Source organism: Alcaligenes sp. 13f (assembly GCF_020496585.1).
GTDB lineage: Bacteria > Pseudomonadota > Gammaproteobacteria > Burkholderiales > Burkholderiaceae_B > Alcaligenes > Alcaligenes phenolicus.
In genome coordinates this window covers 63,930-87,793 of the sequence record NZ_JAHKKC010000001.1, presented here as the reverse complement: position 1 = coordinate 87,793, position 23,864 = coordinate 63,930, and the positions used below count along the sequence as shown (strand labels likewise).

The window sequence follows — 23,864 nt, the reverse complement described above, 5'->3', positions numbered from 1 at the left end:
AATTATTCCAAAGCGATGAAGATTATGATTAATGCTGGAAGAAAATTCGGTTTTTAAAAACCTTTTTCATAGAAAATTCTAAAATATGAGACTAGATGAGACAGACCTGAAAATCCTGCGTCTTTTACAGGACAACGGCAGGCTCAGCAACCAGGAACTAGCTGACCTGGTAGCCCTTTCGCCCTCCTCCTGCCACCGGCGCGTAAAGATTCTGGAGCAGGAAGGCTTCATCGAAAACTACAGCGCCAACTTGAGCGCAGGCAAACTGGGCTTTGCCATTGAAGCCTTTGTGGAAGTGAATATCGGGCAGCTCAACGAGAGCGAGCATCAGTACCTGAGCAAAGCACTGGCTACCATGGATGAAGTGCTCCATGCCTACATCGTGACCGGGCAGGCGAACTACATGCTGCACATACGCACGCGCAACTTCGAGACTTTTTCCAATTTTGTCATTCACAAGCTCAACACGCTGCGCGGCGTCACCAAGATCCATTCGCAGATCGTGCTGTCTTGCATCAAGGCCAAGGGGCAACGCTTGCCTGTGTAAACCGGCATACCGGCAAGGTCTGGCCAGGTGCCAGTCCGCGGGCTTAGTCGTAGTTCAGTTTGAAGCGTCGCTTGAAATGCTCGCTGCGCCACCAGCCCTTGCCGCTTTGCACCGGTTTGTTATCGGTATTGAACAGATCAATACGCTGCACAATCACGGCCTGGTTCTCCTTGATCCAGAGCTGCTTGGCCATGTCTGCCGACGCATTGGCCATGCTGATCTCTTCTTGCGCATGCTTGATGGGCACATTCAGCACGCCAGTCAGCATCTCTACCATGGTGTGTGTTTCCAGAGCCTGTTGCTCGATACGTTCTCCTATCGAGCGTAGCAAGTAGTTCTCAGCAAAATAAAGAGGCACCGCTGACCTGTAGCGCACCGCTTGCAGCTTATAAACCGGCTCATCGGAAGCGAAAAACTCAGCAATGTCTGCTGGCGGAGCGACCAGCCCCCAGTTGGCAATCTGGGTGGTGGTGTCTTTGCCCAACTGCACCAGATCATTGATGGAGCTCAGCTCCCAGGAGCCGGTGTTCTTGCGTTCCAGCACAAAGGAGCCTCGGCTGGGAAAACGCTCGATCAAGCCATTGCGCGTCAAGATCGCCAGACCCTGACGCACGGTGATGCGGCTGACGCCGAACATCCCCCCTAGCTCGGCCTCCGTAGGCAAACGGTCGCCGGGCTTCAAGCGACCGTCCTGGATATAGCGGGTCAGCTTGTCGGCAAGCTGCTCATACAGTGGTTTTGTACTCACTTTTTTATCTCATCCCTGTTGATGACGCTCTGCTGCTGGCTCTCCCTACGTGCTGTGTTCCACCTGCGGTATCAACAGAAAATCGTTGGTTCCCCTGCCAGTAAGCCATCTTCTTATTCGCGTTCCAGCAGGCCTTTGATCAGAAACATCTCGGCCTCATGGACACAGGAAATCTGCTCCCATGCCGCATCGCTTTGTGTAGCCAAACGCCAGGTCAGCAAGCTCACTACACATTTGTCTGCGCCCAGCTTGAGCACCTCGCCTGGGATAACACGCGACATATTACGAAACTGCATCGCCTCCTTGCTGGCGCCCACCTCGTAATCCACCTGAAAGCGGTCTGCATCCACATTCAGGCGCACATAGGTTTCCTGGCCGCTAAAGACCGAGGTCCCCTTGAACAGGCCCGGTTCCACTTCGCTGCGATTCGCACTGCCCCAGGCCCACTGACCTTGCAAGATGCCATCGGACATGATTTCAAAAGCGACCTTAGCCGGGCGCTCCACCAGGATGCTACTGGAATGACAATGTGGATCTTTCACGTACTTGCTCCTGTGACGAATGCTTATTGTTATGACAATGTTTTTATTGTCATGCCAAAGGAAAACCGAGACTAGACGGGAAAACACGTACAGTTCAGCGAAAGATTGTCCATAACAAAGCCGCTGCCTCTCAACCCGGAGACGCAGCGGCTTTGAAACCTGAAGCAAAGCGCTATCAGGCGATGGACTACTGTCTGTTATGTCCTAACTTGCTGTCACCCACTGCTGGATGAAAGCGCGCAGCTCGTCGGGGCTGGAGGCCACACCCCCGGGTACGCGATAGACCTTTTCCAAAGGCCCCACCATCTCCTGCAGGGCAGGCAGATTGGCAGGGTCATCGCACATCATCACAATCCCGCGGCAATAACGACCGAAGCCTTCACGATGTGCCTTTAACCACAACACCGCTTTCTTGCGCCCTTCCGGGTCGCCGGGAGTGGAAGGATCGGGCAGGCTTTCGTAGACCAGAACGAACTCTTTTTCGGCCTTGATCAGGGTTTCCATATCGTCCAGCCATTGCGTGGCCAGCTCCAGGGTCAAGGGAAACTCGCGCACCCTTGCTATCGGCAAAGCGGATGTATCCAGAAACTGGGTGGAAAAGTCAGGAGAAATGTCTTGCTCACTCATTGCTAAAGCTCCTTGAATCAGGGCTGTCATGCCCAATTGCAATATGCCCTCCATCTCGACCTCCTCCACGACCCGTTCCACGGCTGCACGTGGCTCCCGGCCAGCCACGGCATAGACCGTATCGGCAACCGCCAGGCAATGAAAGGCCACCGTTCCCATCAAGTAACGCGAGCGCTCAAAGGACACGCCATAAGCCTGAGCAATGTGCTCTTGATGCTCCCGGATCTTGTCCAGCATGGAAGGAGTCGCCACCAGCCTGCGTATCACATAGGGCGTGATGCCCGGATTGGCTTTCACAAAAGCCTGTGTCGCCGCACTGAACAGCTGCAGATAGTCTTCCAGGCTGCCTTGAACCGGAATCGTGGCCCGAGGTACTTGCCAGCGGCTGAAAATTTCTTCGGCCACCAGTTGTTTAAGCCCTTCCAGATTACCCACATGCTTGTACAGCGCCATCTGGCTGACACCCAAAGCGGCCGCTACCCCCACAAAGGTGATGTTGGGCAGGCCAATCTGAATGCCAGCGTCGGCAATCCGTGCTCGGGTGATGGTGGGAGGACGTCCGCGTGGCGCGGGCGCCTGAGGGGTTGGCATATCTATGTTGACCCTTTTGATGACAGCAGCGCGGTAGTACCTGCCACTGCCTCTTATTTAATTTATGAAACTCTACTAATTAGAAGCCTAGTTTACATCCACGATAATGATTCTCAATATCATTTTTTGCAAAGCGAGTGTTCCTGCTGATGAAGTCGCAAGACATCGACCTGAACGAGCAACAGCGTAACCCGATTCCTCCCGCCCTATCCTGGCAAAAATAGTCAGGCACAAAGACTTTTCACGCCTGAAAACCGTGTGACAGCCCCTGCCCGTTCCACCTCTCATTTCTGGTTTTTCACCTAAATTGGTCAGACCAATTAATTGAATAAAAAATTGTTTATTCTTGAATTGTTAGGGTAAACACTTAGATTCAATAAAATAATCCTTTCTATACAATGCGCTCTGTTCTTGACGATCTCAAGAAATGGTCAGACCAATTTAACGACCTTCAGGCTCGCTTGCGATACAAGCGCCTCCCATTTGCTCCTGCGGAGATAGAACAACATGCAACAAGCGTGGCTGCAGCAATACGATCCCACCGGCAATATCTGGCTGTCGGCACTGATCGCCCTTATTCCGATCATCTTTTTTTTCCTGGCCCTGACCAAGTTGCGCATGAAGGGGTATCTGGCAGGGACGATTACCGTCTTGCTGGCCCTGGGCGTTGCCCTGTTTTTCTATCGCATGCCGGTTTCCACTGCGCTGGCCTCGGTGGTGTATGGCTTTTTCTATGGGCTGTGGCCGATCGCCTGGATCATTGTGGCCGCCGTTTTTCTGTACAAGATTTCGGTCAAGACCGGTCAGTTCGACATCATTCGCGCCTCCATCCTGTCCGTCACGCCTGACCAGCGCCTGCAGCTGATTCTGGTGGGCTTTTGCTTTGGCGCCTTCCTGGAAGGGGCAGCCGGTTTTGGTGCGCCCGTTGCCATTACTGCCGCCTTGCTGGCTGGCCTGGGTTTCCGCCCCTTGTACGCGGCCGGTCTGTGCCTGATTGCCAATACCGCCCCGGTGGCGTTCGGTGCCATGGGTATTCCTATCATCGTGGCCGGTCAGGTATCGGGTATTGATCCTTTTGAAATCGGCCAGATGGCTGGTCGCCAACTGCCTTTCATGACGGTGATCGTGCTGTTCTGGCTGATGGCCATCATGGACGGCTGGCGCGGTATCAAGGAAACCTGGCCTGCCGTGCTGGTCGGTGGCGGCTCCTTCGCGCTGGTGCAGTTCCTGACCGCCAACTACATTGGCCCCGAGCTGCCGGACATTACCTCGGCTCTGGTTTCCCTGGTTGTACTGACCCTGTTCCTGAAAGTGTGGCAACCCAAGCGCATCTTCCGTTTTGAAACACAAGAAGGCTCGCCTGCTCAGGACAATCTGGCCGATCAGGCCCCTACCGTGCTGAGCACTGGCCGCATCATCAAAGCCTGGTCGCCCTTCATCATCCTGACTGCCATGGTCACGATCTGGAGTGTGCAGCCCTTCAAAGCCTTGTTTGCTGCCAATGGTCCGCTGGCGTCGACCATCGTGAACATTCCTGTGCCCTTCCTGCACAATCTGGTCGACAAGGCTCCACCCGTCGTGGCCTCGGCCACTCCGTATGGCGCGGTCTACTCCTTTAACTGGCTCTCTGCCACCGGCACCGCCATTCTGATTGCCGCCTTGCTGACTATCCTCTTTTTGCGCATGAAACCCGCAAAAGCGGTGGAAACCTTGGGCGAAACCTTCAAGGAACTGGCTGTACCGATCTACTCGATTGGCATGGTGCTGGCCTTTGCCTTTATCGCCAACTACTCCGGCCTGTCCGCAACTTTGGCGCTGGCCCTGGCTCACACCGGCAAAGCCTTCACCTTCTTTTCGCCATTCCTGGGCTGGATCGGTGTGTTCCTGACTGGTTCCGACACGTCAGCCAACGCCTTGTTTGGTGCCTTGCAGGCAACCACGGCACAGCAGCTGGGTCTGCCTGAAGTGCTGATGGTGGCCGCCAACACCACAGGTGGTGTGACCGGCAAGATGATCTCGCCCCAGTCTATCGCCATTGCCTGCGCGGCAGTGGGTCTGGCCGGTAAAGAATCCGATCTGTTCCGCTTTACCGTGAAACACAGCTTGATCTTTGCGGTTCTGATTGGCCTGCTGACTACCCTGCAAGCCTATGTGTTACCTTGGATGATTCCCTAAGGGCCCGCCCTCATCCTTCATCTGCAAGGCGCGTATACGCGTGCCTTGCAGATTTATTTTTCCGGTATCTCAAGAACTATGCGCCTCTCTGATCACGTTGCCCAACAATTGCTGGCGCTGATTCAATCCAGCGATTTCAAGGCCGGGCAAAGACTGCCTGCCGAGCGTACGTTGGCAGCTCAATTGAATGTGTCGCGTGCATCGCTGCGCGAGGCTATTCAGCAACTGAACAGCCAGGGCATTTTGCGCAGTCAGGTAGGTTCAGGCACTTACCTGGCCTCCCAAACGCCCCAATGGACCCAGCGCTCGGTAGACCCGCTGGCCGCCCTGATGCTGTCCGATCCCCAGTACCGTTACGACGTGCTGGAAGCGCGCATTGCTCTGGAGAGCAGTACCACCTGGCACGCCGCCCTGCGTGCCTCGCCCGAAGACAAGGACAAGATCCTGCAATGCTTCGAGCAAATGATTCGCTACCAGCAAAGCGGCGATACCGTGCAGTCCGCCCGCGCCGATGCCCAGTTTCACCTGGCCGTGGCCGAAGCCTCGCACAATCTGGTGCTGGTTCAGGTCATGCGGGGCCTGTTTGATCTGGTGCTCAGCAGCGTGACGCAAAACCGGGACATCATCATGTTCGTGCATGACTCCCCCGAGACCATTGTCAATCTGACGGCGCAACACGAAGCCCTGGTCAAAGCCATTGTTGATGGCGATCCCGCTCAAGCACGCCACGTTGTGAACGAACACCTGGGCTACGTACGCAACACCCTTCTTCAGGCTGACGAAGACCTTGCACGCCGCGAACGTGCCGCGCGCCTGCAAACCCCTCCTTCCGTCTTATCCGACCCGACTCTGCCATGATTATTTCCTCCTCGACCGACTACCGGCGTGCCGCCCAAAAACGACTGCCTCCTTTCCTGTTCCACTACATTGACGGCGGTGCCTACGCCGAGCACACGCTGCGCCGCAATGTGGACGATCTGGCCAATGTCGCCCTGCGCCAGCGTGTCCTGAAGGACATGAGCCAGCTCGATACCAGCATTGAGCTGTTTGGTGAAAAACTGTCCATTCCGGTGGCCCTGTCCCCGGTAGGTCTGACAGGCATGTACGCGCGTCGAGGTGAAGTCCAGGCTGCCCAGGCAGCCGATGCACATGGCATTCCCTTCACCATGTCGAGCGTGTCAGTCTGCCCGATCGAGGAAGTTGCCCCGCGCCTGAAGCGGCCCATGTGGTTTCAGCTGTATGTGCTGAAGGACCGCGGCTTCATGCGCAATGCACTGGAACGCGCGCAAGCTGCAGGCTGCAGCACCCTGGTCTTTACCGTAGACATGCCCGTACCTGGCGCCCGTTACCGCGATGCGCATTCGGGCATGAGCGGCCCGAATGCCGCTCTGCGTCGCTATGCACAGGCTGTCATGCACCCGCGCTGGGCCTGGGATGTCGGTCTGCTGGGTCGCCCGCACGATCTGGGCAATATCTCGCGCTACCTGGGCAAGCCTACGGGTCTGGAAGACTATATGGGTTATCTGGGCGCGAACTTTGACCCCTCGATTTCCTGGAAAGATCTGGAGTGGATACGCGAATTCTGGAAAGGCCCCATGCTGATCAAAGGCATTCTGGACCCCGATGACGCCCGCGATGCCGTGCGCTTTGGTGCCGATGGCATCATCGTCTCGAATCACGGCGGCCGTCAGCTTGACGGCGTCTTGTCCTCGGCACGCGCACTGCCTGCCATTGCCGATGCCGTCAAAGGCCAGATCAAGATTCTGGCAGATTCGGGTATCCGCAGTGGCCTGGACGTGGTGCGCATGATTGCCCTGGGTGCCGACGCTGCCATGCTGGGCCGCGCCTACATCTATGCCTTGGCCGCCGCCGGGCAATCCGGCGTGGACCACCTGCTGGGCCTGATTGAAAAAGAAATTCGGGTCGCCATGACACTGACCAGTGTCAGCAGCATTTCCCAGATCACCTCTGACCTGCTTGTACAGGAGTCTTGACCATGTCAGTTTCCACCAGCGCTGCGGATTTGTTGCAGCAACTGCGCTCTATTGTCGGCAACCCTCACGTCCTGACGGACGACCGCAGTACGCGTCGTTACCGCAAGGGCCATCGCACGGGTGAAGGCAAGGTATTGGCCGTTGTGCGGCCCGGAACGCTGCTGGAACAATGGCGCAGCCTGCAAGCCGCTGTCGCTGCCGATTGCATCGTGATCATGCAGGCGGCCAACACCGGCCTGACAGGCGGCTCCACCCCCGACGGAGACGACTACGACCGTGACATCGTGCTGATGAACACCATGCGTCTGCAAGGCATACAAGTCATCAACGATGGCCAGCAAGTTGTCTGCCTGCCCGGTGCCACGCTGGACCGTCTGGAACAGACCCTGGCCCCGCTGGAGCGTGAACCCCACTCGGTGATTGGCTCCTCGTGTATCGGCGCCTCTGTGCTGGGCGGTGTTTGCAATAACTCCGGCGGTGCGCTGGTACGACGCGGCCCGGCCTACACGGAATTGACGCTGTACGCGCAAGTGCTGGACGATGGCACCCTGCAGCTGGTCAATCATTTGGGCATCAATCTGGGGGATACCCCGGAAGAAATTCTGAGCCGCCTGGAGCAAGGCAAATACAGTGTTGCGGATATCATCAACGACCCGGAACGCAAGGCCAGCGACCCACGCTACGCCGACGATGTGCGCGATGTGGATGCCCAGACCCCGGCCCGTTTCAATGCCGACCCTTCACGCCTGTACGAAGCCTCCGGCTCGGCCGGCAAGCTGTGCATTTTTGCCGTGCGTCTGGATACCTTTCCCAAAGAAGCCAGTACCGTTTTCTACATCGGCACCAATGACCCGAACGAGCTCACGGCCGTGCGCCGTCACCTGCTGACGGAACTGCCCCGCCTGCCCATTGCGGGCGAGTACATCCATCGCACCGCCTACGATATTGGCGAGCAATACGGCAAAGACACCTTCTTGCTGATCGACCGTTTTGGTACCGCCAAAGTACCATCCGCCTTTGCCATGAAAAGCCGTGTGGATGGCTTTTTTGAGCGCTTTGGCTGGCGCGGCGTCACTGATCGCGTAATCCAGGCCATCATGAACCGCCTGCCCAGCCACCTGCCGCCGCGCATGCGTGAATGGCGCGACCGTTTCGAGCATCACCTGTTGCTGCGCGTCTCCAACGACACCGCGCAGGCCACGCGCGAATTTCTGAGCCAGCAATTTGAAGGCAGTCAGCAAGGTGCCTATTTCGAGTGCGATGCCGAAGAAGGTCGCAAAGCCTTTCTGCACCGTTTTGCCATTGCCGGTGCTGCCATCCGCTACCGCGAGGCGCACCCCGACAGCGTGGAAGATATTGTGGCGCTGGACATTGCCTTGCGCCGTAATGACAAGGAATGGGTGGAGCAACTGCCGGACGATATGGAAAAAGACATCGTCCACAAGCTCTATTACGGCCACTTCCTGTGCCACGTATTCCACCAGGACTACATCGTCAAAAAAGGCGTGGTTCCTCTGGATATGGAACACCGCATGTGGAAGTTGCTGGATGAACGCCGTGCCGAATACCCGGCCGAGCATAATGTTGGCCACCTGTATATCGCCAAACCTGCCCTGGCCGGCTTCTACCGCGAGCTGGACCCGACCAACACCTTCAACCCTGGCATCGGCCACACCTCGCGCCGCAAATGGTGGAGTGTGTGCTGCGGCGGCAAACACGACTAGCCCCCCTTTTTCTTGAAGGCACTCACGGGCTGCAAGCCATTCCCTTGCTTGCAGCGCGGTCCGCCCCTTCAATAAACCGTCCTTCATGCAAACCAGCAGGCCCCCAAGCTCGACTTGGTGGGCCTGTTTTTTTTGTGCATTGTGACAAACAGAACACAAAAATATTCTGCCGCCTTTCCTATTTAGTTTAATAGGTTCCACTAATTCAAAATTTAGATTACATTATCGATAATGATTCTCAATACCTTATATTGAAGAGCCGAATTCTCCGGCTTTTTAGATACTTACCACCGCTCATGACCACTCGTGAAACTGCTACGGACGTGCGTAAAGAGCCTGGCCCCATCAGCCAGATCCTCAGCTCTATACGCTCACGTCTGATTGTTGCCGCCGTTCTGGCGGCCTTGGGTTCAATGTTGACCCTGGTGCCTTTGGCCGGAATCGCCCATATCGCCAAGCTGACTTTGGGCAATACCCTGTCTGGCGAGCTGCAAGGCGATATAGGCTGGACGGTGCTATTGAGCATCATCAGCATGTTTGCAGGCCTGGCCCTGATCTCGGCAGGCGAGCTGCTGGCCCACCTGGCCGACAATCAGCTGACACGCGGTCTGCGTCTGAACGCCGCCCAGAGGTTAGCCAAGGTGCCACTAGGCTGGTTTACCGGCCAGGCTTCAGGCGAAGTGAAACAAGCCATGCAGGATGACATCGCCACCCTGCACAGCCTGACCGCACACTTTTACACCTCGGTCGGCCGCGCCGTCGGTGCCATTGCGATCTCGGTGCTGTACCTGTTCGTCATGGACTGGCGTATGGCCATCGTGGCTCTACTGCCCTTCCCCGGTTTCTTCCTGTTTTTGCGCCACGCCATGAAAGCCAGCAGCGCGAACATGCAGGGCTTTGCCGAAAAGCTGGGCCGCTTGAACAGTGCCACCGTGGAATTTGTCAGCGGCATTCCCGTGGTCAAGGCCTTTGGTTCCAATGGGCAGGCACATGGCGGCTATAGCAAGGCCGTGGATGGCTTTGCCAACGCCTTTCTGAACTTTGCCCGCCCTTTGGTGGCCCGCATGGCTCACGCCCATGCCATGATCGCTCCAGTCACGGTTCTAGGTGTCGTGCTGATCTTCGGTGCCCTCTTCAGCTATTTGAACTGGATTGCCCCGGTAGACATTCTGCCCTTCGCCCTGGTGGCTCCCGGCATTTGCGCCCCCCTGCTCTTGTTGCATACCCTGCTGCACGATCTGGGTGGCGCAACGGGTGCGGCACAGCGCGTACAAGCTTTGATGAAAACACCCGTACTGGAACCGCTGAGCACTGATCAGCAACAAGTCCCGGCAAATCACGAAGTGCGAGTCGAAAACGTCAGCTATGCCTACGGCGAAGGCCATCAGGCACTCAGCAATATCAGCTTCACCCTGGAACCGGGCACAGTCACCGCGATTGTGGGCTCTTCCGGCTCTGGAAAATCCACCATCGCCCGCCTGCTACTGCGCTTTTTTGACCCCAGCGAGGGCCGCATCACCCTGGGCGGAGCCGATCTACGCCAGATTGAATCCACCGAACTTTACCGCCGCATTGGCTTTGTGCTGCAAGAGGTGCGCCTGATCAATGCCAGCGTGCGCGAGAACATTGCGCTGGGCCGCCCCTCGGCCAGTCAGCAAGAGATTGAAGATGCCGCTCGCGCCGCCAATATTCACGACCGTATCTTGACCCTGCCTCGTGGCTACGACTCTGTCGTGGGTGAAGACGCCCAACTCTCGGGCGGCGAGCGTCAGCGCGTCAGCATTGCGCGCGCTGTCCTGCTGGACCCACCCATTCTGGTGCTGGACGAAGCCACCGCCGCTGCCGATGCCAGCAATGAAGTGGCTATTCAAGATGCTCTGTCACGCTTTGCCCAAGGCCGCACCTTGCTGGTCATTGCTCACCGCCTGGACACCATCATGCACGCGGATCGCATTCTGGTGCTGGAAGACGGCGCGATTGTGGAGCAAGGCAGTCACACCAGCCTGCTGGCTGAACAAGGCCGTTACGCACGGCTCTGGACCCTGGGTGGCTACGACAACCGTTCCAAGGACACATCATGCTAAAGACCCTGATTCAGTTGCTGGGTACGGATGCCCCCATTTTCCGCCGCTATGGCTGGATGGCTGTTTTATACGGCCTGCTGTGCGGCCTGACCATGACTACCTTGGTCCCCGTTTTCACTCATCTGCTCAATGGCGAACCCAAACAAGCAGGCGGCTGGTTGCTGGTCCTGCTGCTTGGCGTGGCTGTCTGCTGGGCTTGGCGCCGCCATGTGGAGCAAGCGGGTGTAAATGTTGGGGCCGCCATCCTGCAAGGTGGCCGGCATCGTCTGGGCGAACATATCGCCCAACTGCCCGTAGGCTGGTTCTCCGCTCAAAACACCGCACGGCTGGGGCACATCGTCACTCAAGGCATGATGTCGGTGGCCCAATTACCTGCACACGTCTTCACCCCGCTGATCGCCGGAGTTGTGACGCCGCTTGTGCTGGTCGTGGCGCTGTTCATTCTGCATTGGCCGCTGGGTTTGATTGCCCTGATCGCGTTGCCTTTGCTGGCGGGTGTTCTGGCACTGACCGCCCATTTGGGACGCAAGGCTGATGATGCCTTCCAGGCCCACTTCGCCCATGCCAGCCAGCGCGTGGTGGAGTTTGCCCAAGCCCAATCCGTGCTGCGTGCCTTCAATGGCGAAGGCGGTGGCACCCGTCTGCTGGAAGAAGCGATTGAACGCCAGCACCAGGCGGGCAAGAAACTGATCTGGCAATCCACGGCCTCGGCGGTACTCAATGCCTGGGCCGTACAAGCAGCCTTTGCGGCCTTGCTGATTGCCGCCACGCTTTGGCTAAACAGCCATACGGGTCTGGGCCTGAGCAGTGCAGAAGTCATCGCCGTCATCGTGTCCTTGCTGCTGAGCGCACGCTATATCGACTCCTTGCTGGAAGTGGCCAGCTACGGTGAAGTGCTGCGCGGTGCACGCGGCCAACTTGATGCGATTCAAGAACTGTTTGCCGTTCAGCCCCTGCCCGAACCCGCTTCGCCCCAAACCCCAAGCGACGGCTCGATCGTGCTGAACAATGTGCATTTCCGCTATGCCGCCGACAAGCCCGATGTACTGAATGGCGTCAGCCTGAACATTGCACCTGGCAGCATGGTGGCCTTGATCGGGGAATCCGGCTCAGGCAAAACCACACTGGCTCGTCTGATTGCCCGCTTCTTTGATGTCAGCCAGGGCAGTGTCTCCATTGGAGGCGTGGATGTACGCCAGATCGGCAGCCCCGTACTGGCCACGCAAATCAGCCAGATTTTTCAGGACGACTATCTGTTCGCAGGCAGCATTGCCGAGAACATACGCCTGGGAAAACCGGATGCAACCGAGGCCGAACTGATGGAAGCGGTAGAACAAGCCGGTGTCAGCGAAATCATCGCGCGCTTGCCAGAAGGTCTGAACACAACGGTGGGCGAAGGCGGGGCCCGCCTGTCCGGGGGCGAGCGTCAACGCATCGCCATTGCGCGCGCTCTGATCAAGAACGCCCCCATTTTGCTGGTGGACGAAGCCACTGCCGCACTGGATGCCGAAAACCAGGCAGCCATTGCCCAGGCCTTGGCCCGTCTGCGTGGCAAGCGCACCCTGATCGTGATTGCCCACCAGCTCTCTACCGTCGCTATGGCCGATCAGATCGTGGTGCTGGAAAACGGCCAGATTATCGAGCAAGGTCCACCAGCCCAACTGCGCGAAACCCAAGGCCGTTACGCCCACTTTCTGAACCAGCGTCATGCCGCCAAAGGATGGCGTATTGCCACCACAGCCCAGAATAACGGTGTGTGATGCGAGCTAGATCTTTTGTGCTGGTGTTTCTGATGCTGTGCAGCCTGTCCTTGTTGATAGGCGCACGGCAAATCAGCTGGGCACAATTATGGAGTTTTTCAGGCGATGCCTGGCTGACACTGAGCGCCAGCCGCCTGCCCCGTCTGGCGGCACTGGTCTTGAGTGGCATAGGCCTGTCTGTCTGCGGGGTGATCTTGCAGCACATTGTGCGCAATAAGTTTGTGGAACCGGCCACCTCGGGCGGGCTGGATGCCGCCAAGCTGGGCATTCTGATCGCCCTGACTCTGGCCCCCACCAGCGGCACATTGGGCAAGCTGCTGTTTGCCCTCTTGTTCTGCTTTGCCTCCAGCCTGATCTTCATCGCTGTGGTACGCCGCATCCGCTTCAAGAACGCCGTGCTGGTACCGGTGATTGGCTTGATGTATGGGGGTGTGCTTAGCGCCATTGCCGAGTTCTATGCCTACCAGCACCAGATTTTGCAAAGCATGCAGGGCTGGATGCTGGGCGACTTTTCCAAGGTCGTGCAGGGCAATTACGAAATCATTTATCTGATCCTGCCCATTGTGTTGCTCACCTATCTGTATGCGCATCGCTTCACTGTGCTGGGCATGGGCGAAGGCATGGCCACCAGCCTGGGCCTGAACTATTCCGCCACCGTGGCCCTGGGTTTGATACTGGTCGCAGTTACCGTCTCGGCCACGGTCATTACCGTGGGAGCCATCCCCTTTATTGGTCTGGTCATCCCCAATCTGGTGGCGCTGCGCTATGGCGACAATCTGGCTCGCACCTTGCCCATTGTGGCGCTGGGTGGTGCCAGCCTGCTGCTGGCTTGCGACATTCTGGGCCGCCTCATCATCTACCCTTTTGAAGTCCCTATTGGCCTGACCTCAGGCGGCGTGGGTGGCCTGCTGTTTCTGTTCCTGATCTTCTGGAGGAACCGATGAAACGGCAACATCTGGTCTGGATCCTGTTGCTGGTGCTGGCACTGAGCTTTGTGTTCTATCGCTCCGGCCTGAACTTCGACTACATCATCCCCAAACGACTGAACCGCTTGGCGGCTATGGTGATTGGCGGCATCTGCATTGCCTGGTCCTCGATTATTTTTCAGACCATTACCGGCAACCGGATTCTGACACCCGCCATCATGGGCTATGAAGCGGTTTACCTGCTGCTCCAGTCCCTGCTGATTTTGCTGCTGGGCACACAAAGTCTGGTGATGCTGGGCGCCAATGGCAATGTGGTGCTGTCCATTCTGCTGATGCTGGCCTACTCGCTGGCAATCCATCACTGGCTGTTTCGCCAGGGCAAGAACAATGTGTATTTCCTGCTGCTGATGGGGCTGGTACTGACCATGATCATCAGCACCTTCACCCAGTTTGTGCAGCTAAAGATCAGCCCCGGCGAGTTCTCCATTTTGCTGGGTTTTAGCCAGGCGTCCTTTAACCGGGCCGAGCCTTTGCAACTGCTGGTTTCCGCCCTTCTGGTGGGGGGCATTTGCCTGGGCAGCCTGCGCAGCTTGCCCATGCTGGACGTGCTGTCTTTGGGCCGTGAGCAAGCCATTTCTTTAGGTGTCGACTATCGCCGTACCGTGCGCATCCAGCTGGCACTGATTGCTGCCCTGGTGGCTATTTCGACCAGCCTGCTCGGGCCCACTGCCTTCATGGGGATTTTTGTAGCCAACACCAGCTATGCGCTGGCCCGCAGCTTCCGACACCGAATCACGCTGCCGCTAGGCTGCGCCATCGCCATCGTCATGTTTTTGCTGGCACAGATAGCAGTGGAACACATTTTCAATTACCGCACGACCGTCGGGATACTCGTCAACCTGGTGTGTGGCGCGTACTTTCTGGGACTGATGGTTCGTACCCGAGGCACTGCATGATTACGATCAATCAGCTCTCCAAACACTACAAGAAGAAGACCGTGCTTTCCAAGGTCAGCACACAGTTCCCCGCCGGACAGCTCAGCTCCCTGATCGGCCCCAATGGTGCCGGTAAAACCACCTTGTTGATGAGCATTGCCCGTTTGCTGGAGGCCGACGAAGGCCAGATCCAGCTAGACGGCCGCAACATTGCGGATATACGTATTGCCGACTATGCGCGCCGGGTGGCCACCTTGCGCCAATCTCCTGATTTCAATTTGCGCCTGACCGTGGAAGAACTGGTCGCCTTTGGCCGCTTCCCTTATAGCCGGGGCGTGCTGACGGATGAAGATCAACAAGCCATCTCCGACGCTATTCAGTTTCTATCGCTGGAACCCTTGCGCCAGTCCTATCTGGACGAGCTGAGCGGTGGCCAGCGACAGATGGCTTTTCTGGCCATGATCATTGCCCAGCAAACCGACTATTTGCTGCTGGATGAGCCGCTGAACAATCTGGACATCAAGCACGCCGTTCAGATCATGCGCGCCTTGCGACGGCTCTGTGACGAGTACGGCCGTACCGTGATTCTGGTGGTGCATGACATCAACTTTGCCGCCAACTATTCCGATCACATTGTGGCCATGAAAAACGGTGCGCTGTACTGCGCAGGACCGGTGTCAGAGGTCATCACGCAAGCACGGCTGACCGAACTTTATGGCCTGGATTTCGAGATTACGCACAGCGAGCGTGGCCGCCTGTGCAATTACTTCACCCCATCAGGAGAACTAGCATGATCGCCAAACACAGATACGGGCTGATAGCCCTGTTTGTGGCCGCCAGCTTTGCCTTGCAAGGCTGCGAGAAAAAGACCCAGGCAGCGGCGGAAACCCCGGCACCGCAAGCCGCCGTCAGCCCGCAGGCCAGTGCCCGCTATGAACCGATTGTGGTTGAACACAAGCTGGGCTCGACACGCATCGAAAAACTGCCACAACGCGTCGTGGCGCTGGACATGAACGAAGTGGATTTTCTGGATGCCTTGGGTGTCCCGGTGGTGGGCATGCCCAAAGACTTCATCCCGGCATTCCTGCACAAGTATAAAAATGCCCCTGAAATCCAGGACACCGGCGCAATTGTGCAACCCAATGTGGAACAGGTGTACGCCGCCAAACCGGACCTGATTCTGATCACCTCCTTGCAAGCCAATCACTACAAGGAACTGAGCCAGATCGCCCCCACCATTCACTTTGACGTGGATTACCGCGATAGTCAGGTCAACCACATTGAAGTCATCAAGAATCACCTGCTGACTCTGGGCTCGATTTTCAAGAAAGAAGAGTTGGCCCAACAAAAAGTGGCCGAGCTGGATGCCAAAGTCGCCCAGGCCAAAGAAATCACCCAGGATCGTCCTGAAAAAGCCCTGATTGTTCTGCATAACAACGGCTCGTTCAGCTCCTTCGGGGTGCAGTCCCGCTACGGTTTTGTATTCAATGCGCTGGGCGTACAGCCTGCCAGCCCGACGGTAGAAACCGGCCTGCACGGACAGCCTGTTTCCAGCGAGTTCATCCAGCAAGCCAATCCGGACATCATTTACATCATCGACCGTACCGCCGTAATGGAACGTCGCCCTGCCCTGAACGCCGACAGCCTGAGCAACCCGCTGCTGCGTGAAACCAAAGCCTGGCAAAACGGCCGTGTGGTATTTGCCAATGCCGAAGCCTGGTACGTAACTGCCGCCAGTGTCACCTCGCTGAAATTGATTATTGATGACGTGATCAAAGCCTACCAACAACCATGATCTAACGGTATTTACACGGGCAAATAGACAGTAACGCGACTCAATCCAATTTCTATTTGCCTTAATCAAAGCAAAGAAACACACCCCGCTACATAAAGGAAACTGGCATGTACACACCACGCCACAATGGGACGTTTGCGCCCTCGATACGTAAAATCGGCAGTTCCAGCCGCTCCGGCTTTGCCCTGGACCGCACTTTCAGCGCCGTGCAAATGGCATTAATACTGGGTTTGGGAGCCAGCGCGCTGGCCTTGATGGCCTCGCCTGCGCAGGCACAAAACAGTACGGCTGCCCAGGCTGATGAAGTCGTCACCCTGCCATCCGTTACCGTCAAAGGCCAGCGTGACAAGACTGTAGAAAGCTATGCAGGCGGACAAGTCGCCACCGGCGGACGTGTCGGCTTGCTGGGCACCAAAGACTTCATGGAAACGCCCTTCAACACCATCAGCTATACCGAGCAATACATAGCCGATCAACAGGCGCGTGACATCAGCGAAGTGATCGCCAAAACCGACCCCAGCGTGTTCATGAGCGGCATCGCAGGCGAGAGCAACGAAAGCTACTCCATCCGCGGCTTCCGTTCCGATGTGGGTGATGTCACCGTCAACGGTCTGGCCGGGATGGGCGGCTACTACCGCAACTCACCCGAAGCCTACGAGCGCGTCGAGGTCCTGAAAGGCCCCTCGGCCCTGCTTAACGGCATGCCGCCCAAAGGCTCGGCAGGCGGCGCCGTCAACCTGGTCACCAAACGCGCAGGCGACGATCCCCTGTTTCGCGTCACAGGCAGCTATATATCCGACTCGCACTTTGGTGGCCACGTGGATCTGGGCCGTCGATTTGGCGAGGACAAGCAGTTTGGTGTACGCCTGAACACAGCCTACCGCGATGGTGAAATTGCCGTCAAAGACCAGGACAAGAAAATTACCCAGACCTCTTTGGGCCTGGACTGGCGCGGTGAGCGTGTCCGCTTGTCTGCCGACCTGTTTCACAGCAAAGACCGCGCCTACGGCCTGACGCGCGGCCTGACCTTGAATCCCGGCGTAGAACTGCCCAAACCACCCAAACCCGATGTGTCGTGGAACCCGCCTTGGGCTTTTTACGACACCACCGATAAAGGCGCCATGATCCGTGGCGAGTTCGATCTGAACGATCAATTCACCGCTTACGCCGCCGCCGGTATCAGCCGTACCAAATTCAGATCCAATATGGGCGCTGGTCAGGTGATCAATAACGCAGGCGACTTCAGGATCAACTTCAGCGGCGTGGCCGACGAAATGCGGCGCAAAACCGCTGAAGTGGGTCTGATGGGTAAGCTGCAAACCGGCCCGGTCAACCATCAATTCGCGATCAACGCCACGCAGTACAACGAAGACTACGACCTGAGCGGCTTCCGCAACCTGCTGCCCACCGCATGGGAAACCAATATCTACGATCCCGTCTGGGGTCCAGAGCCTTCCTTGCCGAACAATATTCCGCTGATCAGCACCACTAAAACTCGCTTGAAGAGCATCGGTTTTGCTGACACCCTGTCCTTTGCCGAGGACCGCGTACAAGTGACACTGGGCGCACGCCGTCAGCAAGTGATCAACGAGAGCTTTAATGGCACCACCGGCCAGCGTACAGGCGAGCGCTACAAGGAAAGCGCAACCACTCCCGCCGTCGCTTTCCTGGTGAAAGCCACTGATCAAGTCTCGGTCTACGCCAACTACATCGAAGGCTTGTCCCAAGGCGCGATTGCTCCCAACACCGCCGCCAATGCAGGTCAGGTTTTTGCCCCCTTCAAAACCAAGCAGAAGGAAGTGGGCCTGAAGCTGGATCTGGGTGACTTTGCCCATACCCTGGCCTTGTACGAAATCAAGCGCCCCAGCAGCTATACCGACCCATTTACCAACGTGTTCTCCTTTGGTGGCGAGCAACGCAACCGGGGCATTGAATGGGGCTTTTTCGGCTCCCCCATGGAAGGCGTGCGCTTGATGGGTGGCGTGGCTTACTCCGATCCGGAAATCACCAAAGCCGCCAACCCGGCTGAAGAGGGCCGCCAGGCCACAGGCCTGCCCAAGTGGCAAGCCAAGCTGGGCGTGGAATGGGATGTACCCAACTTGCAAGGTCTGACCGTGATGGCCAACGCCACCACCTCCTCCAAGCAATACCTGAGTGCAGACAACTCCCTGTCCATCCCTGGCCATACCGTGTTTGATCTGGGCGCGCGCTATCGCACCAAGATCTCCGGCCGCCCGCTGACCTTGCGGGCCACGGTGAATAACGTGGCGAACAAGGCTTACTGGGCCAAACCGCACTTCACCAGCCTGGCTGTGGGTGCACCACGTACCTTCATGCTGTCGGCAACGATGGAGTTCTAAGCTGAAAGCCTGAGTGTGATGAAGGGCCTTGTTGCGCGATAACAGCGCCAGCAAGGCCTTTTTCTTTGCAGAAGAAGAGGCTAAGTCTCTAATCCAGCAAACACAGCAGATGGATATCTTCCGGGTCCAGCTCGAACAAACGGGGATCAGGCTCTGGCGCGATTTCAAAGCCATGAGCCATATAGAAATCCACCGTGTTCACCGAAGGCGTGGCCGAGGCATAGACCGCCTTCGCGCCCCATTCCACAGCTTGTTTCTTGGCCTGATCCAGCAGCCATACGCCCATGCCCTGCCCTCGCAAGGACTGGCTCACATGCAGGAAAAATAGCTGACGCCAATCTCCCTGTGGCCCCAAAGGCAGGCTGTCCAAACCCACGGCAGCCAGCAAGCTACCCCCCTTGAATACACCCATGAACCAGGAGCCGCGATGAAAGGCGTCCTCATGTTCAGGGTGATATTTCTCCGGGTCGCCTTCCGGCCAGCCGCGCAGATCAATATCAGCCGCTTGCTTGTGCAATACGCCATCACGCAGCTCGTACAAACCGTCGATCCGCTCGCTGCGGTCTATGGACCACAGCAGGTTCAATTCAGATTCTTGAAGGGGACGAAACGTGCAGCCGTCAGGCAGGGAAAGGGAGGAGTCAGGCACAGTAGTCAATGCAGATGAACGGGTAAAACAGGATTTGGAACGCATAAGGCTCAATGGTAAACAATCGCCATAGGCTCTGCTATGCAGACGTGGCTTGCTCAGGGCGTAAAAAACACATCCACATGCAGGTTCTGCACCTTCACGCCGCGCTTGAGCACCATGCCAATGGCCTCATCCACCATGGAGGGCGACCCCGCCGCATACACTTTCCAGCCATTCAGATCAGGCATGTCCTTGCCCACCGCCTCAGTCACCATGCCCCTTCGGTACGATGCCACCGGCATCCCCGAAAGCACAGGCGTAAAGCTCAGATTGGCATAACGTTCCTGCAAAGCCTTGAACTCGTCCTCACAGTACAAATCCCGCAGCTCCCGCACCCCGAAATACACATGAATAGGCTGGCTCATGCCCCAGCCCAATGCGGATTCCACAATCGACTTGATCGGTGCCAGGCCCGTTCCACCGGCAATACAGAGAATCGGCCCGCCATAGCCATCACGCAAATAAGACGAACCTAGCGGCACCTTCAGGCTGACCGGCTCACCCATCTGCAAGACCGTATGCACATAGGCCGAGGCCACCCCGCGCGGCACGCGGCGCACGTAAAAATCCAGTTCCGGCTCCCCCGGACGATTGGCCATGGAGTAACTGCGCACCGGAGCCTGCCCGAATTTGATATCCGCGTACTGCCCCGCAAAGAAGATCAAAGGCTCCTGATTATCCAGACGTATCCGTACCTGCCGGATATCGTGGGTCAGATCCTTGATACAGGACACCGTACCCGTCAGCTCGCGAGACGGGATCAAGCCCCGAACATCGTCCGTCCCTATCCAGCCCACCGTCACATCGGTTTGGGGCACCGCTCTACAGGCAAGAATCAGTCCCCTGGCCTTTTGTTCCTCGGTCAGCGCAAAGCGGGAGTACTCCATCATCTCCACCTGCCCTTTGACCAGGCGCGTTTTACAGCCGCCACACACGCCCGTCTTGCAGCCGTGGGGATACGAGATCCCGCGCTCCAGCGCAGCCTGCAGAATGGTTTGATGATCCTGTGCCTGAATATGCTCTTGTATCTGCTGGATAAGAATTGTTTTGCCAGCCATGCGTGCCTCTCCTAGCTCCTTTCGGGCAATAGTGCTGCACTCTTGCTCCCGAAGCAATCAGAAACATAAGTCATAAGCCGGTGCGTGGACCCGCTTATCGATTTCGTCTAGCGCGTTCCTTCACCACATTACTTTCCAGCATCAAGGCCGCCCGGCTGGTGATCCGGTCCAGCATGCTGCTCAAAGCCGCCATTTCTGCTGCGCTCAGGTCCTGAAAGATCTCCTCATTCAGGGAGGCCACAATCGGCATGACTTCCTTGTAGCGTTGCACACCCAACTCAGTCACCGACACATGCACAACACGTGTGTCTTTGGTATCGCGTGTCCGCTTCAACAGGCCCTTCTCACACAAGGTGCTGACCGCTCGCGAGCAACGGGCCGTATCCAATGCGGCTGCCTCGGCCAAGGCCGTGCCCGTCAAGGCAGGATGCATATTGGCAATAGCCAGAATGCGCCATTCACGGCGAGTGATATTGAAGCGCCCCTCGCACAAGCGAATGAAAATCGGGTTGCCTGCCGACCAGGCCCGATACAGCTGGAACATCATCATGGCCGGCAGCGTAGGAGCCGGAGCGGCGCTTGCCGGGGTAGAAGAAGATGGAGAGGGGCTGACCATAGAAGGACCTTTAGCCTTGAAGATACTTGATTAGAACAAGTATCAGCCCCCTTGGTAAGCTGCGGTAAAAACTGATGGAAATCAAAAAAAAGGAGACAAATCATGGCCCAGAACCGCCTTCGCGCCACGGTAACAAGCTGTCTGCTGTCAGGACTGCTGTTCGCTGGTCCATCCCACGCCGCACGCCCGATTGAAAACCTGACAGTCGTTGTGCCCTATGCGCCGGGAGGCGCGTCAGATCGGGCCGCCCGCATTGTGTCGGACGGTTTGCACAAGAAGCTGGGGATTCCTATTGTGGTCGAGAACAAAACCGGCGCAGGGGGCCGGATTGCCGCCCAGTACGTCAAAAGCACAGCAGCAGACAAGAATGTGCTGATCCTGGCCAACCCCGCCATCATGGTGGTCGCCCCGCTGGTTTTCAATGACATCCCGTACAAACCCGACAGCGACTTTCAGGCGGTTTCCATGGTGACCGAGTACGGCTTTGGGGTGGCTGTATCGGCAGACAGCGACATTAAAACCATGGATCAACTGATCACCTGGGCCAAGGAACACCCCGGTGCCTTCAATATCGGTGTTCCCGCCACCGGCAGCCTGCCTCACTTCTTTGGCCTGATGCTGTCACAACAGATTGGCTCCAAGGGCGAGATCATTGGCTACCGTGGCTCGGCCCCCGTCATTACCGACCTGATCGGCGGCATTCTGCCCGTGGCCATTGATACGCTGGACGTGCTGACTTCCCAACACCAAGGCAAACGCATCCGCATTCTGGCCACCTCGGGCAGCGAGCGCGAAGCCGCCCTGCCGGATGTACCCACCCTGAAGCAGTCCGGCGTTGAGCTGGAAGCCTCCGGCTGGAATGCTCTCTTCGCCCCCGCTTCCATGCCCGCCGACAAAGTGACCCAACTGGGCGAGGCAATCAAGGAGGTCACCAGCGATCCGGCTCTGCAAGAGACACTGTTGAAAAATGAATTGATCCCGGTATCTGCCAATGCGGAAGAAACCCGCGTCCGCATCGAACAATTCCGCCAGCAATGGGCTCCCGTTATTCAGGCCTCCGGCTTCAAAGTCACGCAATAAACCAGCAACACCAACCACATGACACAACGCAAGAACGTCCTGTTTATCATGGCCGATCAGCTACGCGCTGATCACCTGGCCTGCTACGGGCACCCTCATATTCGCACCCCCAATCTGGATGCACTGGCCGCCAAGGGGGTACGCTTTGACCGTGCCTTTGTTAACTCCGGAGTCTGCGGTCCATCCCGCATGAGCTATTACACGGGCCGCTATCCCTCTACCCACGGCGCCACCTGGAACCGCGTACCCTTGTCGGTAGGCGAAGTCACCATGGGCGAATACTTGCGCGCCGGTGGGCACAAGCTGGTGCTGGCGGGCAAAACCCACATCATGGTCGACCACAAAGGGCTGGAACGACTGGCACTGGATGGGGGCAGCGAACTGGCTCGCCTGCTTAAAACCGGCGGCTTTGAAGAGATAGACCGCTACGACGGCCACCACGAACCGGGCGAAGAAAGTGGCTACCCAGCTTACCTGCGACGCCACGGCTATCAGTCCGATGACCCATGGACAGACTTTGTGATCTCCGCACGCGGGCCGGATGGAGAGGCCGTCAGTGGCTGGCATATGCGCAATGCTCGCTATCCCTCTCTGGTGGAAGACAAGCATTCAGAAACCGCCTACATGACGGATCAGGCCCTGTCCTTCATGGAGCGCATGGGGGATGAGCCCTGGGTACTGCACCTGAGCTACGTCAAGCCACACTGGCCCTACATCGCCCCTGCGCCCTACCACGACATGTACAGCGCAGATCAATGCTTGCCCGTAGTACGCAACGAGGCCGAATTAAGCAACGCGCATCCGGTCGTGGAGGCTTACCGCCAGCAAGAAGAATGCGTCAGCTTCTCCAGCGACACCTGCGTGGAGACGGTCCGGCCCGCCTACCAGGGGCTGATCACTCAATTGGACGACCACCTGGGCCGCTTGTTCGACTTCATGTCCCGCAATGGCCTGATGGACAACACCCTGATCATCTTCACCGCCGACCATGGGGATTTCCTGGGCGACCATTGGCTAGGCGAGAAAGAGCTGTTCTACGACACCGTGCAGCGCGTGCCTTTCATCGTCTACGACCCGTCACCGGAGGCGAATGCTACGCGGGGAACAGTGGATGACAGAATGGTCGAAGCCGTGGATGTGCTACCCACCATGCTCTCGTGGCTGGGCCTGCCGCTGGCCACGCACCGTCTTGAGGGGCGAAACCTTCTACCCCTGCTGCACGGCGCCCAGCCCCCGTGGCGCGACTGCGTGTTTTCCGAACTGGACTACAGCTATCGCCTGGCACGCGTGATACGTGACAAATCACCGTCCAATGCCAGAGCCTGGTCCCTGCGCAGCGACCGCTGGCGCTATGTGTATTGGCTGGACGAGCCTGAGCAGCTTTACGATTTGCATGCAGACCCAGAACAGTTCAACGATCTGGGCCGCTCTGCTGACCATGAGCATATACGTGAGGAATGCCGGGAACGCTTGCTGCAATGGTTCACGAGCCTGAAACGCCGTACCACTGTCACAGAAGAAGAGGTTGAACGCGGTACGAATGCGTATAAAAAGGCAGGAGTGTTTTTCGGGCAGTGGTAAAGCCTGGAGACTTGGCTGGTCTGGCGTTTT

At 57.4% G+C, this 23,864-nt stretch carries 20 protein-coding genes; 14 read left to right on the top strand and 6 right to left on the bottom strand.

Annotation, left to right across the window (positions count from 1 at the left end; genetic code table 11):
- Positions 1–85: 85 nt before the first annotated feature.
- On the top strand, positions 86–547 hold the full coding sequence (locus KOE80_RS00380) for an Lrp/AsnC family transcriptional regulator (RefSeq protein WP_021447021.1): 462 nt from the start codon (positions 86–88) through the stop codon (positions 545–547).
- A 43-nt stretch (positions 548–590) separates the two neighbouring features.
- Here the strand turns inward: KOE80_RS00380 and KOE80_RS00375 are convergent, their stop codons facing one another.
- From KOE80_RS00375 to KOE80_RS00365, 3 genes are all read right to left on the bottom strand, one after another.
- The gene (locus tag KOE80_RS00375; protein ID WP_226348067.1) at positions 591–1,295 is read right to left on the bottom strand and encodes a GntR family transcriptional regulator; all 705 of its coding nucleotides are present in this window, start codon (positions 1,293–1,295) and stop codon (positions 591–593) included.
- A 113-nt stretch (positions 1,296–1,408) separates the two neighbouring features.
- Entirely contained in the window at positions 1,409–1,837 is a 429-nt protein-coding gene (locus KOE80_RS00370; RefSeq protein WP_035271368.1) for a hypothetical protein, read from the bottom strand.
- A gap of 204 nt (positions 1,838–2,041) precedes the next feature.
- On the bottom strand, positions 2,042–3,055 hold the full coding sequence (locus tag KOE80_RS00365) for a TetR/AcrR family transcriptional regulator (protein ID WP_226348066.1): 1,014 nt from the start codon (positions 3,053–3,055) through the stop codon (positions 2,042–2,044).
- A gap of 507 nt (positions 3,056–3,562) precedes the next feature.
- Here KOE80_RS00365 and lldP point away from each other — a divergent pair.
- The 11 genes from lldP (at position 3,563) to KOE80_RS00310 (ending at position 18,808) form a co-directional block, all read left to right on the top strand.
- Positions 3,563–5,230 (top strand): L-lactate permease, encoded by a 1,668-nt coding sequence (lldP, locus tag KOE80_RS00360; protein ID WP_035271369.1) that lies wholly within the window; start codon positions 3,563–3,565, stop codon positions 5,228–5,230.
- Between the two features lie 78 nt (positions 5,231–5,308).
- Positions 5,309–6,088, top strand: a complete 780-nt coding sequence (gene lldR, locus KOE80_RS00355; protein ID WP_009462556.1) for a transcriptional regulator LldR — start codon at positions 5,309–5,311, stop codon at positions 6,086–6,088.
- Positions 6,085–7,224, top strand: a complete 1,140-nt coding sequence (gene lldD / locus KOE80_RS00350) for an FMN-dependent L-lactate dehydrogenase LldD (protein WP_026484948.1) — start codon at positions 6,085–6,087, stop codon at positions 7,222–7,224. The genes lldR and lldD overlap by 4 nt, the downstream gene beginning before the upstream one ends.
- Before the next feature lie 2 nt (positions 7,225–7,226).
- Positions 7,227–8,948, top strand: a complete 1,722-nt coding sequence (gene dld / locus KOE80_RS00345) for a D-lactate dehydrogenase (RefSeq protein WP_060186218.1) — start codon at positions 7,227–7,229, stop codon at positions 8,946–8,948.
- Between the two features lie 296 nt (positions 8,949–9,244).
- Complete coding sequence (locus KOE80_RS00340) at positions 9,245–11,032, top strand: ABC transporter ATP-binding protein (protein ID WP_226348065.1); 1,788 nt, start codon at positions 9,245–9,247, stop codon at positions 11,030–11,032.
- Positions 11,026–12,792 carry an ABC transporter ATP-binding protein gene (locus KOE80_RS00335; protein ID WP_226348064.1) on the top strand — a complete coding sequence of 589 codons (1,767 nt, stop codon included), beginning with the start codon at positions 11,026–11,028 and terminating at the stop codon, positions 12,790–12,792. Before KOE80_RS00340 ends, KOE80_RS00335 begins: the two co-directional genes overlap by 7 nt.
- Positions 12,792–13,736 (top strand): ABC transporter permease, encoded by a 945-nt coding sequence (locus KOE80_RS00330; protein WP_226348063.1) that lies wholly within the window; start codon positions 12,792–12,794, stop codon positions 13,734–13,736. The genes KOE80_RS00335 and KOE80_RS00330 overlap by 1 nt, the downstream gene beginning before the upstream one ends.
- Entirely contained in the window at positions 13,733–14,674 is a 942-nt protein-coding gene (locus KOE80_RS00325) for an iron chelate uptake ABC transporter family permease subunit (RefSeq protein WP_226348062.1), read from the top strand. The genes KOE80_RS00330 and KOE80_RS00325 overlap by 4 nt, the downstream gene beginning before the upstream one ends.
- A complete protein-coding gene (locus tag KOE80_RS00320) occupies positions 14,671–15,447 on the top strand; it encodes an ABC transporter ATP-binding protein (protein WP_226348061.1) in 777 nt (258 codons plus the stop codon). Before KOE80_RS00325 ends, KOE80_RS00320 begins: the two co-directional genes overlap by 4 nt.
- Positions 15,444–16,448, top strand: coding sequence for a siderophore ABC transporter substrate-binding protein (locus KOE80_RS00315; protein ID WP_083054236.1), 1,005 nt, complete (start codon positions 15,444–15,446; stop codon positions 16,446–16,448). The genes KOE80_RS00320 and KOE80_RS00315 overlap by 4 nt, the downstream gene beginning before the upstream one ends.
- Positions 16,449–16,555: 107 nt before the next feature.
- The gene (locus KOE80_RS00310) at positions 16,556–18,808 is read left to right on the top strand and encodes a TonB-dependent receptor (protein ID WP_226348060.1); all 2,253 of its coding nucleotides are present in this window, start codon (positions 16,556–16,558) and stop codon (positions 18,806–18,808) included.
- Positions 18,809–18,896: 88 nt separating this feature from the next.
- On the opposite strand, the gene KOE80_RS00305 is transcribed toward KOE80_RS00310, so the two are convergent.
- The 3 genes from KOE80_RS00305 to KOE80_RS00295 all read right to left on the bottom strand — a co-directional run bounded on the left by KOE80_RS00305 (position 18,897) and on the right by KOE80_RS00295 (position 21,173).
- Positions 18,897–19,394, bottom strand: a complete 498-nt coding sequence (locus tag KOE80_RS00305; protein ID WP_226348059.1) for a GNAT family N-acetyltransferase — start codon at positions 19,392–19,394, stop codon at positions 18,897–18,899.
- Positions 19,395–19,555: 161 nt separating this feature from the next.
- Entirely contained in the window at positions 19,556–20,557 is a 1,002-nt protein-coding gene (locus KOE80_RS00300) for a 2Fe-2S iron-sulfur cluster-binding protein (RefSeq protein WP_226348058.1), read from the bottom strand.
- 94 nt (positions 20,558–20,651) lie between these two features.
- Positions 20,652–21,173, bottom strand: coding sequence for a MarR family winged helix-turn-helix transcriptional regulator (locus KOE80_RS00295; protein ID WP_063689037.1), 522 nt, complete (start codon positions 21,171–21,173; stop codon positions 20,652–20,654).
- A gap of 102 nt (positions 21,174–21,275) precedes the next feature.
- Between KOE80_RS00295 and KOE80_RS00290 the strand changes: the two genes are divergently transcribed.
- Positions 21,276–22,253 carry a tripartite tricarboxylate transporter substrate-binding protein gene (locus KOE80_RS00290; protein WP_226348057.1) on the top strand — a complete coding sequence of 326 codons (978 nt, stop codon included), beginning with the start codon at positions 21,276–21,278 and terminating at the stop codon, positions 22,251–22,253.
- 18 nt (positions 22,254–22,271) lie between these two features.
- Positions 22,272–23,834 carry a sulfatase-like hydrolase/transferase gene (locus tag KOE80_RS00285; protein ID WP_226348056.1) on the top strand — a complete coding sequence of 521 codons (1,563 nt, stop codon included), beginning with the start codon at positions 22,272–22,274 and terminating at the stop codon, positions 23,832–23,834.
- Positions 23,835–23,864: the final 30 nt, after the last annotated feature.